Origin of the sequence: Ochrobactrum sp. WV_118_8, from assembly GCF_039631535.1 — a bacterium.
Taxonomy (GTDB): Bacteria; Pseudomonadota; Alphaproteobacteria; order Rhizobiales; family Rhizobiaceae; genus Brucella; species Brucella anthropi.
In genome coordinates, this window is record NZ_JBDIUZ010000004.1 from 88,694 (window position 1) to 103,408 (window position 14,715).

A 14,715-nucleotide genomic window follows, 5' to 3' on the forward strand; every position below is an offset into this window, starting at 1 on the left:
TACGTTCGATTCCAGACAAAAGAGGGCTACCGCCCTCTTTTTGCGTTTCAGACTGAGAGAAAGGCCCTGAATACTTCAGACCCCAATGGTTGCCTTGCTCAATCTGAGTTGAGATTCATGCTCTCGTTGATAAAGAGGTCTACAAAGGTTCGATGTACTGGACAACAAATTTACCGAGTTCCGAAGGGACATATCCAGCTATCTTCCCTGTTGGCCTCTGTTTCCGATGGTAATTTTCAACATAGCTTTCCTGCTCAGGGACGGCCGTGAGGAGGCCCATTGCAGCAAGATCGGCATACGCTAAACGGAAGTTCAAGACGCTCTGTTTTTCCACATATCGTACAGTTCCCTGAAAATTAAATACTTCAGTGGGACTCTTTAGAACGGTAGGATCTGAGAATGTAGGTTGACCAAAATGCAGGCCGTCAAAGTATCCAGCCTTGACCTCTCCGTAAGTGTAAGATCTGCGTGGCTTCACTTCCCATCGTAACCGAATGATATGATATTCCGTAAGCCGATCTATTATACCCATAGCGACGTACGCAGGAGCTCGTTCTTCCTCATCGCTTGCTATCGTTCCTCGGGCCGCGACTTCTTTGAGTGCTTCTAGTTTTTCAGCGCCGCGCGAGCGAATAGCAATCTGTACGGCGTGAAGCAGGAATGCACTAATATCATCGTTCTGTACCAACGATGCAGGGTCAAACACCGCATTTTCCGCAAGTTCCTCTAGCCTATTAGCGAGATCCATCATAAAGCGATCTCGCCTTTTGACTGCCGGATCCGACACAAGAAGATCGAACAACTCCGAGGCTGTTCCCGATGCTCCTGGCGGCAGAAACTGGACAATGGACTTAGTTAAAAACTTCAGAACTTTGTAAGTGTGTTCGCCGTTTGTTGGTTGTGTCAAATCTTCCAAGTCGACCGCCAATGTCTGAATGAATGTAAGTCTCACCAAATACTGGTCAAATCACCTTTTCGATGAACTATTGAATGCGACTTGCAGCCTTTGCGATTGAAGAAAACAGCTCTGTCGTCTTTTCCCGAGTAAACGATAACGTGGTCAGCTTTCAAAACAGCGTCATTGTCCGTTTTGCAAGACTTGCCGCCGCACCACATGCGCGAGTATGCTTGAACAAATTCCAGCACATCGCGATTGTTGTCCCCTTCGTAATCCTCAACATAACCCAATTCCATCATGTTGTCGGAAACTTGGCTCATAGTTCGACAACCCGCATTTGCATGGCTTGTGACGGCAATCATTGAAATTGCAGTCGAAATCACCAGTTTTTTCATATTGGCCCCCAGTTGCCATTGAACCGAATAACGCAATCATCACGTGAGTTCGGACATAACTTTGAATTTGAAATCTTTGCAATCCAAATTCCATTGGAACCACCATGACACGTGATCGCACTAAATTACCGCATTACCTGTCAAAGCCTGAAATTTGTTGAGGACATTCAAACCGAGACGACCGGGAGTTCAGCTAGTCTGGTTGTATAGCGGGGAGACCTCATTGTTGCCTTCGCTTCGAATTCCCTTTTGAACCCCTCGCAACCGAGCAGAAGCGTCTTCTTTCCCCAACGGTCGTTAACCGCATCGAGTGCCAACATGAGCCGCGCATCTCTCGGCCGCTCGATCTCGAACAACATCTTGGGAGCCTTGTCGGACGCGATCAGGTCATCGAGCATGACACCCGCCTTTGTGTAGGCGTACCCATTCTTCGAAGAGTCTCCCTTCCACGCCTTGCGAACGCAAAGCAAGGCAGCCTGCACGAGTTCGAACGTGTCATTGCTCATTGGCTTAAGGTGGACGGTTCTCGATACCGAGTGGCGCGGAGCGGTTGGTGAAAACAGGCTGGTGTGAAAGAAGACCGTCACCTGCCCAGCAACTAGTCCATGTTGCCTGAGCTTCTCGGCAGCGCGGGTCGCATGAGCGGTCACCGCCTGGGCGACGGCATCGAGCGACGTCATGGGCGATCCAGACGATCTGGTGACAGCCATTCCCTTGCGTTGCGGAGCCACTTCTTCGAGTTCAAGACAACGAACACCTTGCAATTCGGCAACGAGGCGCTCCAGAACAACAGTGCCGATCTTTCTGGCCTGTGGCATCGGCATATCGCGGAGCTTGGCTGCCGTATTGATCCCAATCGCCTTCAGTTTTGCCCCGGTTCGGCTTCCTACACCCCAGACTTCTCCGACATCAATGCGATCCATGCACCAGGCTCGCACCTTGTCGTCCATGAAATCGCACACTCCGCCAAATATCGGATTCTTCTTGGCAGTGAAGTTGGCCAGCTTTGCGAGTGTCTTGGTCGGCGCTAATCCTACACAAGTGGGAATGCCAGTTACGGTTTTCACCGATTTCCGCATCGTTCCCGCCAGCTTCCGATAATCTTTGAAGCCACCGAAATCGACAAATGTCTCGTCTACGCTGTAATTTTCAATGGCAGGTGAAAAACCGCCAATGGTTTCGACCACACGGCGGCTCATGTCCCCATAAAGCGAGTAGTTCGATGACAGAACGCGGATGCCATGCTTCTTCACCAGGTCGCGAATTTGGAATAATGGAACGCCCATTTTCACGCCCAGAGATTTCGCTTCTTCAGATCTGGCGACGGCACAACCATCATTGTTGGAAAGCACGATCACGGGAACGCCAACGAGACGTTGATCGAAAACGCGCTCGCAGCTCACGTAGAAATTATTGCAGTCGATGAGGGCAATGGGCGACGTCATTTCGTATTATCCGACAATAGTGACAGGCTCAGGCGCTAACCTCGTTCCGACATCTCCTTGGCAACAACGGTGTCATATAGACCGTAGTGTGTCAGCCCTTCATGGCTCTCGATACCCGTGTAGCGGAGTGAAGCATCTTCATATCGGCGGAAAGCAAAGACAGCCTCGTTCATGCGCTCGGTATTGAACACATTCAGCTTAACCAGCAGATGAAAATCCGCCACGGTAAGACCTGTCACCGTCTTGAAAAGATCCGGTTCGATCTTTGTGATGACGTCCCGAAGAGTATTCTCGCGGAAATCGGTCAGATACATGAAGACAGGAATACGTGTGGCAAACTTGATCAGCTTTTCCTGCACGAGTTTGCGCTTCGACTTGTATTCCTTCTCCTCCTCAGTCAGTTCCTTCTTGTCCTTCGACGTCAATTCTCCGTCTTTGGCCTTCTGCTTAAGTTCTTTGACTTTATCACTTTTGTTGATGATCGTTTCGAGGATATTGTCACCAAGATTTCGCCATCCCTCGATACGATCCACCGCTGCCATGGCTTCCGGGTTATCGAGAATACGGCGAAGAGTGTCGTTATCGACATTCACCAACAGCGCGGATTCCCATTTCCGCGCGAGCAACGTCGCCGAGGTGCCAGCCATCGCGATGTCCAGAATGCCACCAGCATCGATCTGAGACATATTTGCGCCGTCGTAGGCAAGAACAGGCAGGAACGAAACGAGTTCCTTGACGGCATCCTCCGGGTTAGAAGCTCCAGGCGAAAGACCGATGCCATATTCCGATAGCTGGCGCAGCGCACGTGTCGGTGCGAAATCGAACACGAAGCAAACAGGTTTCAGAACTTCCTCTTCATTTGGATTGTCGCCATTGGGATTTTTGATCGACCACGGTGACTGAACACGGAATGCGGCCTGAAAGTACGTTTCTGGCGATTTCAGGTTGCGGAGCATCAGGATTGATGACCATTGCGCCACGGTTACGCCAGTCGTCAGCTTGCCGCATGAAAGTGTAATCGTCTTCGTATCAAATCCGTTGCCGACAGCAGCTCGCACAGGTGGCAGTGCATCAAGACCGATACCTGCAGATGTACCTGCGGCCACGACTACTTGGTAATCGTGCCAAAACGTATTGTGTCGTTCAGACAAGAGATTTGCCATCGCGTGGCAGGCGGCCACATTGGGCAGGAACCAAAAGCTGTGCTGCAGGTGTGGCAGCAGTCTTGTGTCCGAATAAGGCCACGGTGGAACTGTGCCAGTCTTCAGGCTTTCAACAGAACGAGGTGCATCCGGCGCATTACGGATGACGTTAAGCCATTTTTGGACTTCGTCTTTGTATTTGAATTGCGCCAGTATGCCCGTTCCGTTGGCGGAAAAGAAGGTATTGAGATCAAACTCATCAAACTCGCCGCCGCTGGCAATATGCGTTATTTCAGGTGGCATCTGATAGGTCAGCAGTCGCATTTGCGGTAATGCGCCATATGGATTTCGTATGCCGGGGTTTTCGTCGGCGAATTTCTCCTTGGCGCGCTGTTCGTCGGTATAGGTCCAGTTAAATATCTGTTCTTCGATAAACTCGCCTGTCGCCAGCGCCTTGAATGGCGTTCCAGACAGATACAGGTATGCGCGAGTTGTGATTGGGAGGAATTCTACCTCGGTTTCGGTAAGAACATTCAGGTCGTCGTTCACCGTTCCCAATTCGGATGCATATTCGGCCTTATCAGCCGACCGCCTGATGCTGTCATCCTCACCTTCAAACAGTTCCTTGGCTGTGTCTCGCCATGCCCCGAAATGGTATTCATCAAAGACAACGAGATCCCAGTTGATCGCATGAAGCCATTCGTTCTTGCTTTTGATGTTGCCCGTTTTGTCGCGTCCCAAAAGGTCTTGGAACGAGCCAAAATAAACCAACGGCTGAGCATCATCGATGTTGCTTAGATCGCGACCTGCATTTTCGGAAAGATATTGCCAACCTTCGAAATCAACATGGGATTCAAGGTCGGTCTGCCAGGCATCTTCAACCGCAGGCTTGAACGTCAGAACCAGAATACGCTTGGCATTCAGTTTCTTTGCCAACTGATATGTCGTGAATGTTTTCCCGAAGCGCATTTTCGCATTCCAGAGAAAACGAGGCACAGCGTTCTTATCTTGCTGCCAGCGTGACTGATAATAGAGGTAGGTCTGCTCGACGGCCTCCGATTGCTCTCTGCGTGGTGGAAACGTCTCGTGACGGTTACCTGTAACCTTCTGGCCCGTATGCAGTTCCGTCAGCACAGTTTTTACGTCTTCAACCGTGCATTTGACCCATTCCAGTATTGGATTGGCAAACCCCTTGCGGCGTAATGCATCCCGAACAGCATGATCGGTGATTACCGACCCGTCATCTCGCATACCAATTTCATCAAGTACGATCTCGTAGTTTTTAATGGCCGCCGTCTTCAGCTGCTCTGAAACCCGTCGCTTAACATCCCTCGTCGTCTGGCCGATCTTCAGCAAGCCCTCATGTGCCGCATCAGCTATCGAATACGCATAGATGCGTGGGCGGGCTTCCGGCTTGGCTGTCAGGATCTCGTCGATGGTGGGTTTATTCATCGCTGCCAGCCATTGGACGAACAACTTTTTCGACGAACTCAATTTCCTCAGCTGTTAAATCGTATTTCGCATAAAGGTCGGCATCCGTCCATCGGTGAGACCAGTCTTGTGTCGGAACAAAAGTATAGACTTTTCGCGTTACGTGTTGAGACGGCTTATGCAATAGAATAAGTAATCTGGTTAAACGACAATGCAGATAAGACAGTACAGATTCTGCTTCGATCTTCGTTTCGAATGGGCCGATATTCAAGTAAGTCTCAGAGGAAATCGTTCCCGGTGCGCCTATAAATGGCGTGCTAATGATCCTATGAGGATAGGTATCCTTATTTCCCGTTCCTGGCGCTGCGTAACCAGCAAACAATTTCCACTTATCTATAAGCTCAGTCCCAGTTGTAATTGAAGCTCTAGAAACATAACCAGTACCGCCATTTTGATAAACGATCAGGTCTTCTGGCGACTTTCGGGTTTTACCTTTGAATGTTGTGTCCAAGCCAAATGGTTTTCTAGAACTAATTAAATGTTCAAAGCGTCGAGATTTCGGCAACGAAACTGATGCAGATTGTCCTGTCTCCGCAGTAATAACCTTTTTCAGGATCGACAAACCTTCATTGAAACGGACAAATACGTCCGCCCCCTTTTCAAGAAGCGGGCGGGTCGCCGTCGAAGATGGCCAACCTTGAAAATGTGTTGTTACCCGGCAATCTCCGGCATTATCTCGGTTCCAAAGAAAGAAACATACACCGCCCTTGAGACCGACACCTGGGAAAACATCGGCGGCGCTCAGGTAATCGTCGATTGATCGAATCCGATTGTCTGTAAGCATAGACGCTCTAAATTCATCGAGTCCCTTCCCCCCCGAAAACCAACGAGATGGAATAATCATCGTTAAAAAACGGGGATTCAGTGCTTTTGCCTGCTCAACAAACTTGTCGTAGATCGGAGCAGCACTCGTGCCATATCCTCCATCGTCCAATTGATAGGGAGGATTGCCAATAATTACATCAAATTGCATATTAGCTCCAAAAAGCTCACTAATTTTATTCTGGATATTGTCGGTATGGATAAATTCGTACGCGTGGCTCTCTAACTCTTGATCACGGTCGAATGTCTCCCTACTCGCTCCGCAAAATTTACATCGTTTGCTTTCCCAAACATGGTCAATTCGACGAAACCAAATGTTCCCATCGCCGTGCGTAAAGCCCTTGGCGACGGAATGCTCACCGTCAGCAAATTTAGTGCAATAAAGGCTACGTCGCGATATCAGACTCGTGATTTGCTCGGTGGCTATACCAAACATCTGTTTGGTTAGGATATGATCTACTCGTGTTTGCAAGTCGGGTATCTCAGTCGCCAACCCAGCAATCAATCGCGTTGTGACTTCACGCAAGAAGACGCCAGATTTAACGAACGGATCAAGAAACCGAACCGAGCTGTTCGCCCATATGTTTTCGCCATTGTTCGAATCTGCCCATGCCTCAGCGAGGGTATCCAGCATCATGTTGGCGAAACTGGGGGGAGTAAAAACCTGATCATTCGATAGGTTGGCGATACACGTCAGCACGTCGGGATTGCGCCCACGTATCGTAAATGGCACCTGCTGGTTCATAAGCCCCCTCCCCGAACTATCCCCGCAACTGTTCAGCAAGATCGCCCATTGTCATCGGCGTGTAAACCTTCACTGGCGTAAAGATTTCGTGCGCCCCCAGGTGGGCAAACAGCGTGCCTTCAGTGTTGTAAGCAGATGATCCTGTCAGGACATCGAAGCGGAAATCGCGACGTTGGAACTTGCCCTTTTGCATATAGCCCCATTCAGCAAAGACAATCGGCTGTCCAGACTGGTCTTTCATGGTCATCGCATCGCCATGAACCAGATTCTGCGACAGCACGTAGGATGCAGCCTTGTAGCAATCGTCGCCTTCATCGATATTCAGGTATTCAGCGAGGACTTCCAGCATGTTTGCACGGCATTCGGCGATATTATCGTCGAGCAGCTCAACACCATAGGTGCACATGAGGCCGTAGAGGGCATAATGACGTTTTTCGAATTCGGATTTCCCGTATTTCAGCTCGACGGCAGCCATTTTCCGTTGCAGGACTGGCACGAGAAAATTTCCGCTACCGCAGGCGGGTTCGAGAAAGCGTGAATCGATCCGTTCGGTCTCGCCTTTTACGAGGTCGAGCATTTTTTCCACGAGCCAAGGCGGAGTAAAGACTTCCCCGTGGTCGTTGACGCGCTGCTTTGATTTAATCAGGTTCATAGTATCGATTTCACATTTCCGAATGAACAGATTTCATACCGTCAGCAGACCGATAAGTCGACATTGCAATCGGCTACATCAGCTAAAACACAAGCCTTCACTTAATCAGGTGTTCCAAATCAGCGATCACGACGTCAATATCCTCGAATTCGCCGCGAGCGATCTGATTTCGGCCCTCTATGGAATTTAAGACATCCCCGCCCTCATTGAGCAGATATATCTTCAATGCTCGCGAAATCACCCAAGCGACCGAATGTTCGGTTGCTTCAGAAATTGCCTCGATCTTCGAAATGACTTCTGCGGGAAGGTTGATGCTGATACTCTCGATACCGGATTTCATGTTCATCGGAAGCCCTTTCCTCTCCTTTCAATAGCCCGGATTGAGCCGATAAGCAGCAGACAATCACTCGACGGCATATCTTCTGACGACGCCCGCAACCACGCCCCAGATTTCGGTGCTTTCAGTGACCAGGATCGGCGCAAAATCCCTGCCTTTTGATTTCGGGTCGAGCCAGTATCGGCCGTCTCTTTTTGCTAGTTTCTTGACGGTCACGTTACCATCGACGACTGCCAGTACTATTCTGCCGACACGCTTTTTCCCTGCCCTGTCAACGGCGATCAGATCTCCGTCATGAATGCCTTCGTCCATCAGACTGTCTCCTGACACTTTCCACCAGAATGTCGCTGAGGGGTGACGAATGACCCAAGCTATTGGATCAATCTCGTCTTCTTCGTGATCGGCAGTCGGCGACGGAAAACCAGCTGGCACACGAATTGACGCTAAGGGTAGCAAACGCTGCACGTAGGAAACTGGAACTGGCGTCAGTGTTGTCATCATTCCCCACCTTTTGCCGCTGCGTAGGAGTTCTTTGAAGGCTTTTGTGGGTCGGCGACGTCCAACGGACTGCCTTTGATGGCTGCGAACCATGCATTTTCGACAGCCTTCGCCGCTTCGCGAGGTGACGGAGCCATACCGTTGTGAATTTTGGGACGAGCAATGCCCTCACCGTGGGCAGTAAAGCTCCACGACCATTCGCCTTGCTGGACACCGTGATCATGGAGATAAATGCGACCGACGCTGTCCTCATACACCGGAGAGCGTGCCACGAAATCGTTTTCGCGCTCTTCCCATGTCTTTGTCCACTTAAGCACCAATGCGATCTTTTCTGGTTCGTCGACCATGAGAGATATCTCCTGTCTTGCTTGTCAGGAGTCATACGCCCAATGCGGGAACATATCAAGAACGATACAGATTCACGATTCACAACGGTCGCGAGATGTGGATTATAGGAATACAACCTCTAACGTACTGATTTGGGCGGGAAATGACGAAATCTCTGGAAGCGTATGATAAGCTGATTAAAGATATTTTTTCTGACGAATTTCAATTTAGAATTCCGGATTATCAACGACCATATTCATGGACGACCGAGCAAGCTGGCGAGCTACTTTGCGATCTCCTCGACGCAATGCGGGATTTCCAAACCAGCAGTTCGACGGACAACGCCTTTTATTTTCTTGGCAGTATCGTTCTGATCAAAGCAGACCGCATTGCAAATGCCGACGTCGTCGATGGCCAACAGCGCCTAACGACACTGACTATTCTGTTTTCCGCCCTGCGCGCCTTGCTACCGAGTAAGGCCAGAGCGTTGACAGCATTTCTATATAAGGAAGGCCTCGGCATTCGTGACGACGAGCCCAACGAGTACCGTTTATCTGCGTTTCAGGAAGACGAAGCATTCTTTCGAGATTACATTCAGGAACCCGGTGGAATCCAACGGTTGGTCGCATCGACAGAAAAACTGGTCGATAGCCGTCTCCGGTTCAAGGAAAACGCCACCCTCTTTCTCAAAGAGATTGGAAAGCTCACAGACGAAGAACGCGCCTCACTGCTCGGATTTCTAGCTTACAAATGCTCGATGGTGGTCATCTCGACGCCGAATTTTGAATCCGCCTATCGCATCTTTAGCGTTCTGAATGATCGCGGCCTCGATCTTTTCCCAAGTGACATCCTGAAGGCCAAGATTCTGGGCGATATCCGTAAGTCAAAGGACGGTGAAGCTAAGAGCAAAGATTATGCGAAAAAATGGACTTCACTCGAACGAAAGTTGGGCCGAAACGGTTTCGTAGATCTTCTCGGCCACGTTCGCACGATATACGCAAAGAAGAAGCAGCACGCTATTCTGTCAAAGGAGTTCACAGAATTCGTTGCAAAGGGCATGCCAGCTGAAAAACTGGTCGACGATGTCATTGAACCGTATTCGGATATCTATTCATTCCTTAAGGAAGCTCATTTCCAAGCTACCGAGGCAGCGGAAGACATCAATGAACAACTTCGGCATCTCAACCGAGTTGATTGGAAAGATTGGGTTCCGCCAGCGCTATCGTTCTTCAAAAAATTCAGAAATCAGCCTCGCCTGATAGCCGAGTTCCTGAAGCGCCTGGAAAGGCTATCCTATTACCTGCTTGTGACGAAGGCTGGGATTAATTCCCGCATCGAGCATTTCGTGGCTGTCATTGAAGAGATTGAAAAGGAGGGATTTGACGGCTTCAGCGAGAGCATGAAATCCTTGGATCTCAACGATGATGCAAAGAAATCCTTTATCGCGGCACTCGATGGCGACGTTTACAAGAAGCTGCCGAAAGCACGCGCGGCGTTGATCCTACGCCTCGAAGCATTGAAATCGGACGGATCAAAGAGACAGGAATTCACAAACGTCTCTATTGAACACATCTTGCCACAGACACCGTCAGTGGAATCCGGATGGCTGGATATCTTTCCAGACACCGAACTGCGGGAGGATTGGACGCAACGATTGGCAAACCTGGTGCCGCTTCACATCCGTAAGAATCCAGCCGCTTCGAATTTTGATTTCGAAACGAAGAAGAATGTCTATTTTGCCGGAAATGACGGCACCGCTTCGCCGTTCGTGCTCACTCAGGAAGTCCGGTCATTGCCAGCCTGGACACCGGAGGTGCTGGAAGATCGCCAGCAAAAACTGCTCGACATCTTCATTCGGCATTGGGGACTTCAACTGACCGAGCAACAAGAATTCTGATCACTTCTTTTCAGCGTCAGGTTTACGAGATCGCGTGCAGGACAGTTCTTTTTGAATGCACGCGATCTTTGGCGTCGAGCAAACCAATTCCCCGCTCTGCTGTGAGCAAGTGGTACACTGATCGGTAAAATCCATGCAGTCGGGGTTAGCCTGAACAAACTCTTGGAGTGAGATCGAAGCATTTGCTTCAGCTTTCGTCAGTTCGGCAGCGATTGATGGTGACATTTGCGTCACCATCAGCAAAAAGACCATGGTTAGCCAAGCACGCATCACTGGCTTGTCGCCGCTTTGTCGGAGGATTCCGGTTCAAACAGAGTGGCAACGGCTGCCCATTGGTTCATTGTAAGCGAAGCCGATTTCACATTACCAAACACCGCCTCAATTTCTTTACGTGGCTGCAGTGTAAGAGACACGTTTTCGACGTCGACAGGATGCCCATCGACGAATGTTCCAATCGTCGGCACGACGACCACATCCGAGCGAAGATCGTTATTAATACTGATTTTAACGTCAACTTCTTCGAGGTCGATATTGGCCATCATATCAACGGCCCGAATTGCTTTTCTGATTTCTTCATATTTGTCTCTGGAAAAATGCGCGACAAAAAACAACCCATCGACCTGCTTATTATTGTTGGTGACTGGTGTTTTCATCGCATCAAATTGCAGCAGGTATTTCCCAGGTGCGAGTTCACGCCCCTCAGGTGCAGTTAGGACCGTGGTCGCCTTAATGGTCATGCGGTCTCTCATACTGCCTTTTACGACTTCACAGCCTGCAAGCGATGCAGATTGGAATTGAGCGGCAACTGCTTTTACAATTTGATCGCTCTTGGGGTCATTGCATTTTTTGGCGATGCCCATCTCGTAAATGTTTATCGAAATATCGACTGGAATGTCCTTTTTCGTTTCCAAGACCTCCAGAAGGTCACGAACGTAAAGCGTGCCAACGACTTCTTGTTTGCATGCAGAAAGGCCTGCTGCAATGCAGCAAGTGAGAACTATTTTCTTCAACACGGAACACCCCGCCCCAAATCAACTTACAGTTTCACTTTAGGAAATGGTCAAACGGTCTTCAATAGAAAAAGGAGGCCGTAGCCTCCCATTTTCGCGTCCCCTGCCCCACCTGTCAGGATGCCAATTTTATCGGTTCGAAATCGTCGGAAACAAAGTCGAAATCGACAGCGCTTACGAAAAGCGAGACCGTATGCACTTTGTGCAGGAATTCCTTGTGAGACAAATAGCTTCCAAAACCGCCGTTTGTCGGGGTCGCAAACTGCGCGCTCTTTGAATAGAAATCGTCATTGACGTAAACAATGGATTCCCAATAGCTGTTCTTGCGATTGACAATCAGACGAGCTGGAATTCCGTTGGCCTTACGCTCGGCGTCGTTTTTCGGAATGCCTTTGTATGTAATGATAGGGATATCGTAGCGGATCAGTTCGCTGTCGTCTCCCGCGACCTCCCTCACACCGTGTTCCATGTAATAAGAAAGCATGGAGTCTGCCATCTGATACGGATAGGTCTTCAGGTGAGCGCGCAGCAAGTTAGCGATTTCACGATAAATAGCTCGATACCGTTCTTGAGTTTCGAGATCGAATTGTTGGATACCTGCCAGCATGTTTGCGTGGTCTTCACCAAGAATGTCCTGGTAGTCATCGGTCAAAATAGCAACGTCGCCATCGCATCCGTTTATGTCGAACGAAACCACGACATCGCGCTTTTTTCGCGCAAATGGATGCTCTTCAAAGTACTCGACGTTTGAGATTTCCAAGGGAAGTCCCGTGAAGTCCGGCACAGTTTGCCCATCTAGCCAGTATGATGCCTCTCTAAGGGCGTTATTGCTGTGAGGCTTGTCGCCAGCGCGTCGCGAACCATCAGGCTTGAAGATGGAACATTCGTCCTCGAAAACGGTTTCGCCCTCGCGACCAGAAATCCAGACTGGTTTATTATTGTCATCCAGTCGAATGACAAAGCCCTCCCCGCCCAAGGTTTCACCCAGTATTACCGGATCATTGGAACGACTTCTTCCGAAACAGAGCGTATGCGGATTGACGCGATTGTCATCGTCAAGTGGTATCGTAAAATCAAAGGCGAATTCGTCATAATCCTCGAAATCATTTTGTTCTGTATTTGCAAACTCTCTCATTCTATCTCCTTTTAAACTGAGTGATGTAATCAGTTTGCCCCGGAGAACTGTCGGATACAATATTTATTAAATATTACTCGGCTGTTTTACTTTTTCTGTCTAGCACTAATCACTTCACGTTGATCAAGTTGCCAAAAGGTTGCCTGCACAGTCTCAGCATTCTCAACATCGAGAATACGATCCCACGAGCGATGCACAATTTCCAGCAAGGGATGAAGACTGCTTTCATGCTTCGATTTCTCGATCAGCTCGTGGACGCCGATAAGTCCAGCTTTGGCCAGCAACTCTTGAAACTCATCGTATTCGCGATCAGCGGCAGCTTCATCGGCGGCGTAGTCTGGCAAAAATGACAGGTTCAGCGAGGAATGCCATTTCATATAGTCTGAAAGCAAAACCTGATTGGCTGGCTTTCGGAATTTTAACATCCAGTTTCCAGGCTCTGAGATGCGGAACCCTTTTTCCTTTCCATCTCTACGAAGCCACACCCACAGCGGCCAGGGTTTCCAACCACTTTCTGGCACTGGCAGACGTTCAAGCATCTTCGAAGTCAGCCATTCATAAGCTGGAAGCCAGTCCTGATCACCGATGAGGTCGGAAGCGTTCACCAAAACGCCGTCGCGCTTCAGGACAGAACGAGCTTCGTCAGTCAGCTCCATATGTAAAATCAGTTCTGTCATCGTTTGTGCCTTGCAAAGTCAGCTTCAAAGATCGGTCAAAAACCGATTCAGGAGAGGACTTTGACATACCAGAAAACTGTAGAATTCAACGACATAATCCTGACGGACGCCAATGGTGTCGAATATCGCATACCAGCCGATTTCCGAGAGCTTGTTGCACAATGTCTGGAACCGATCAGCGAAGCAGACCGAACAGGAAAATTGAAAGGAGAGGCTTATTTATATCAACGCTTTGAGGAGTTTGAGGACGCCATCACAGATATTCCTGAAGTCCGAAACGCCTTAATCGAGATGTCGAGTGACGGCCAACGGCATCGCCAAATCCTGCAGCTCTTTTATAACGACTTACCCAAGTGGGCAAAATGTAGGGAAACGCTGGAAGCCAAATTCAAGGTCAGGATCGTCGAACCCGAGCTGATGGTCTCGAAAGGTTACTACCGTGGTGACATGGAATTCGTCACACGGCAGTTTTGACACCTTCACTCAAACGGATTCCAACAACCCACATCTAACGGCGCGAAGTGCTTCAGGTTCACCGTCAACAGCTCCAGATCATGAGCTTTCGCCGTAGCAGCAATCAGGACGTCAGCAAGTCCAGGGTTGCGCCCAATTGATGTCGCCTCGGCTTCCAGACCACCTGCAACGCGGGCAACACGAGAATCTATCGGCAGCACCTTATCGCCGAAATCGGTTAGCAGCCTTTCCAACCACTCAACAAGATCCGATGCCCGCCGGGATCCACCTCGGTTTGCCAGCGTTAGCTTGGAAGCTCCCTTCTGGATTTCTTGCACCGTCATCGCTGACAGATAGAGACTATCGGCGTTGTCTTTGAACCACGACGCCATCTCCGGTGACAACGGCGGCCGACCAGGTGCAAAAGCCGATATAACAGACGTGTCCAGCAGATACCCGTTCAATTTGATTTCTGGCATGCTCAAAACTCGAAGTCTCTACCTGCTGACGTATTTCTCTCGAATTCAACGCCTTCGCCTGGGAAAGACATCAGAAAGTCTGCAAAATTTGGCTTCTTCGACATCCACTTTTCAGCCAATGCAAGCGGCACGATTACGGCTGCAGGCTTCCCATGTTTGGTGATAGTCACGCTTTCACCGTGTTGAGCCGCATCTACTAATGCAGAAAGCCCAGACTTCGCTTCACGAAGATTGACACTTCTCATGGCAGAGCCCTCCTGTCGACTAACTTCATGTAGTCACATGTAGCCACATTTAACGACGGTTTCAAGG

General features: G+C 49.5%; 16 protein-coding genes. 2 read left to right on the forward strand and 14 right to left on the reverse strand.

All coding sequences use genetic code 11. The features are described from left to right. Positions 1-139 precede the first annotated feature (139 nt). The 9 genes from ABDF71_RS25120 to ABDF71_RS25160 form a co-directional block, all read right to left on the reverse strand. Complete coding sequence (locus ABDF71_RS25120; protein WP_500061903.1) at positions 140-916, reverse strand: hypothetical protein; 777 nt, start codon at positions 914-916, stop codon at positions 140-142. Between the two features lie 32 nt (positions 917-948). Continuing rightward, the gene (locus ABDF71_RS25125) at positions 949-1,293 is read right to left on the reverse strand and encodes a hypothetical protein (RefSeq protein WP_500061904.1); all 345 of its coding nucleotides are present in this window, start codon (positions 1,291-1,293) and stop codon (positions 949-951) included. A gap of 167 nt (positions 1,294-1,460) precedes the next feature. Further along, positions 1,461-2,738, reverse strand: a complete 1,278-nt coding sequence (locus ABDF71_RS25130; RefSeq protein WP_500061905.1) for a Y-family DNA polymerase — start codon at positions 2,736-2,738, stop codon at positions 1,461-1,463. A 35-nt stretch (positions 2,739-2,773) separates the two neighbouring features. Continuing rightward, positions 2,774-5,332, reverse strand: coding sequence for a DEAD/DEAH box helicase family protein (locus ABDF71_RS25135; RefSeq protein WP_500061906.1), 2,559 nt, complete (start codon positions 5,330-5,332; stop codon positions 2,774-2,776). Continuing rightward, complete coding sequence (locus tag ABDF71_RS25140) at positions 5,325-6,938, reverse strand: Eco57I restriction-modification methylase domain-containing protein (protein WP_500061907.1); 1,614 nt, start codon at positions 6,936-6,938, stop codon at positions 5,325-5,327. Before ABDF71_RS25140 ends, ABDF71_RS25135 begins: the two co-directional genes overlap by 8 nt. A gap of 16 nt (positions 6,939-6,954) precedes the next feature. Further along, entirely contained in the window at positions 6,955-7,590 is a 636-nt protein-coding gene (locus ABDF71_RS25145; RefSeq protein WP_500061908.1) for an N-6 DNA methylase, read from the reverse strand. A gap of 97 nt (positions 7,591-7,687) precedes the next feature. Further along, positions 7,688-7,930 carry a ribbon-helix-helix domain-containing protein gene (locus ABDF71_RS25150; protein ID WP_500061909.1) on the reverse strand — a complete coding sequence of 81 codons (243 nt, stop codon included), beginning with the start codon at positions 7,928-7,930 and terminating at the stop codon, positions 7,688-7,690. A 63-nt stretch (positions 7,931-7,993) separates the two neighbouring features. Continuing rightward, positions 7,994-8,428, reverse strand: coding sequence for a LexA family protein (locus ABDF71_RS25155; protein ID WP_500061910.1), 435 nt, complete (start codon positions 8,426-8,428; stop codon positions 7,994-7,996). Further along, positions 8,425-8,772, reverse strand: a complete 348-nt coding sequence (locus tag ABDF71_RS25160; RefSeq protein ID WP_500061911.1) for a hypothetical protein — start codon at positions 8,770-8,772, stop codon at positions 8,425-8,427. The genes ABDF71_RS25155 and ABDF71_RS25160 overlap by 4 nt, the downstream gene beginning before the upstream one ends. 143 nt (positions 8,773-8,915) lie before the next feature. On the opposite strand from ABDF71_RS25160, the gene ABDF71_RS25165 reads away from it, so the two are divergent. Beyond that, on the forward strand, positions 8,916-10,649 hold the full coding sequence (locus ABDF71_RS25165; RefSeq protein WP_500061912.1) for a DUF262 domain-containing protein: 1,734 nt from the start codon (positions 8,916-8,918) through the stop codon (positions 10,647-10,649). 269 nt (positions 10,650-10,918) lie between these two features. Here the strand turns inward: ABDF71_RS25165 and ABDF71_RS25170 are convergent, their stop codons facing one another. The 3 genes from ABDF71_RS25170 to ABDF71_RS25180 form a co-directional block, all read right to left on the reverse strand. Beyond that, entirely contained in the window at positions 10,919-11,662 is a 744-nt protein-coding gene (locus ABDF71_RS25170) for a DUF7424 family protein (RefSeq protein ID WP_500061913.1), read from the reverse strand. A gap of 112 nt (positions 11,663-11,774) precedes the next feature. Continuing rightward, the gene (locus ABDF71_RS25175; RefSeq protein WP_500061914.1) at positions 11,775-12,794 is read right to left on the reverse strand and encodes a hypothetical protein; all 1,020 of its coding nucleotides are present in this window, start codon (positions 12,792-12,794) and stop codon (positions 11,775-11,777) included. An 86-nt stretch (positions 12,795-12,880) separates the two neighbouring features. Next, on the reverse strand, positions 12,881-13,471 hold the full coding sequence (locus ABDF71_RS25180) for a DUF3841 domain-containing protein (protein ID WP_500061915.1): 591 nt from the start codon (positions 13,469-13,471) through the stop codon (positions 12,881-12,883). A gap of 60 nt (positions 13,472-13,531) precedes the next feature. On the opposite strand from ABDF71_RS25180, the gene ABDF71_RS25185 reads away from it, so the two are divergent. Further along, positions 13,532-13,945, forward strand: coding sequence for a hypothetical protein (locus ABDF71_RS25185; protein ID WP_500061916.1), 414 nt, complete (start codon positions 13,532-13,534; stop codon positions 13,943-13,945). Between the two features lie 5 nt (positions 13,946-13,950). On the opposite strand, the gene ABDF71_RS25190 is transcribed toward ABDF71_RS25185, so the two are convergent. Together ABDF71_RS25190 and ABDF71_RS25195 are read right to left on the reverse strand one after the other, a co-directional pair. Next, positions 13,951-14,403 (reverse strand): type II toxin-antitoxin system VapC family toxin, encoded by a 453-nt coding sequence (locus ABDF71_RS25190; RefSeq protein WP_500061917.1) that lies wholly within the window; start codon positions 14,401-14,403, stop codon positions 13,951-13,953. A 2-nt stretch (positions 14,404-14,405) separates the two neighbouring features. Beyond that, positions 14,406-14,648: a type II toxin-antitoxin system prevent-host-death family antitoxin gene (locus ABDF71_RS25195; RefSeq protein ID WP_313533920.1), complete on the reverse strand. Its 243-nt coding sequence runs from the start codon at positions 14,646-14,648 to the stop codon at positions 14,406-14,408. Positions 14,649-14,715: the final 67 nt, after the last annotated feature.

Bases quoted from the DNA above. Each gene is read 5' to 3' on its own strand.
- ABDF71_RS25195 (WP_313533920.1), bottom strand. From the start codon at position 14,648: ATGAGAAGTGTCAATCTTCGTGAAGCGAAGTCTGGGCTTTCTGCATTA.
- ABDF71_RS25140 (WP_500061907.1), bottom strand. From the start codon at position 6,938: ATGAACCAGCAGGTGCCATTTACGATACGTGGGCGCAATCCCGACGTG.
- ABDF71_RS25135 (WP_500061906.1), bottom strand. From the start codon at position 5,332: ATGAATAAACCCACCATCGACGAGATCCTGACAGCCAAGCCGGAAGCC.
- ABDF71_RS25155 (WP_500061910.1), bottom strand. From the start codon at position 8,428: ATGATGACAACACTGACGCCAGTTCCAGTTTCCTACGTGCAGCGTTTG.
- ABDF71_RS25145 (WP_500061908.1), bottom strand. From the start codon at position 7,590: ATGAACCTGATTAAATCAAAGCAGCGCGTCAACGACCACGGGGAAGTC.
- ABDF71_RS25190 (WP_500061917.1), bottom strand. From the start codon at position 14,403: ATGCCAGAAATCAAATTGAACGGGTATCTGCTGGACACGTCTGTTATA.
- ABDF71_RS25165 (WP_500061912.1), top strand. From the start codon at position 8,916: ATGACGAAATCTCTGGAAGCGTATGATAAGCTGATTAAAGATATTTTT.
- ABDF71_RS25160 (WP_500061911.1), bottom strand. From the start codon at position 8,772: ATGGTCGACGAACCAGAAAAGATCGCATTGGTGCTTAAGTGGACAAAG.
- ABDF71_RS25130 (WP_500061905.1), bottom strand. From the start codon at position 2,738: ATGACGTCGCCCATTGCCCTCATCGACTGCAATAATTTCTACGTGAGC.
- ABDF71_RS25125 (WP_500061904.1), bottom strand. From the start codon at position 1,293: ATGAAAAAACTGGTGATTTCGACTGCAATTTCAATGATTGCCGTCACA.
- ABDF71_RS25175 (WP_500061914.1), bottom strand. From the start codon at position 12,794: ATGAGAGAGTTTGCAAATACAGAACAAAATGATTTCGAGGATTATGAC.
- ABDF71_RS25150 (WP_500061909.1), bottom strand. From the start codon at position 7,930: ATGAAATCCGGTATCGAGAGTATCAGCATCAACCTTCCCGCAGAAGTC.
- ABDF71_RS25180 (WP_500061915.1), bottom strand. From the start codon at position 13,471: ATGACAGAACTGATTTTACATATGGAGCTGACTGACGAAGCTCGTTCT.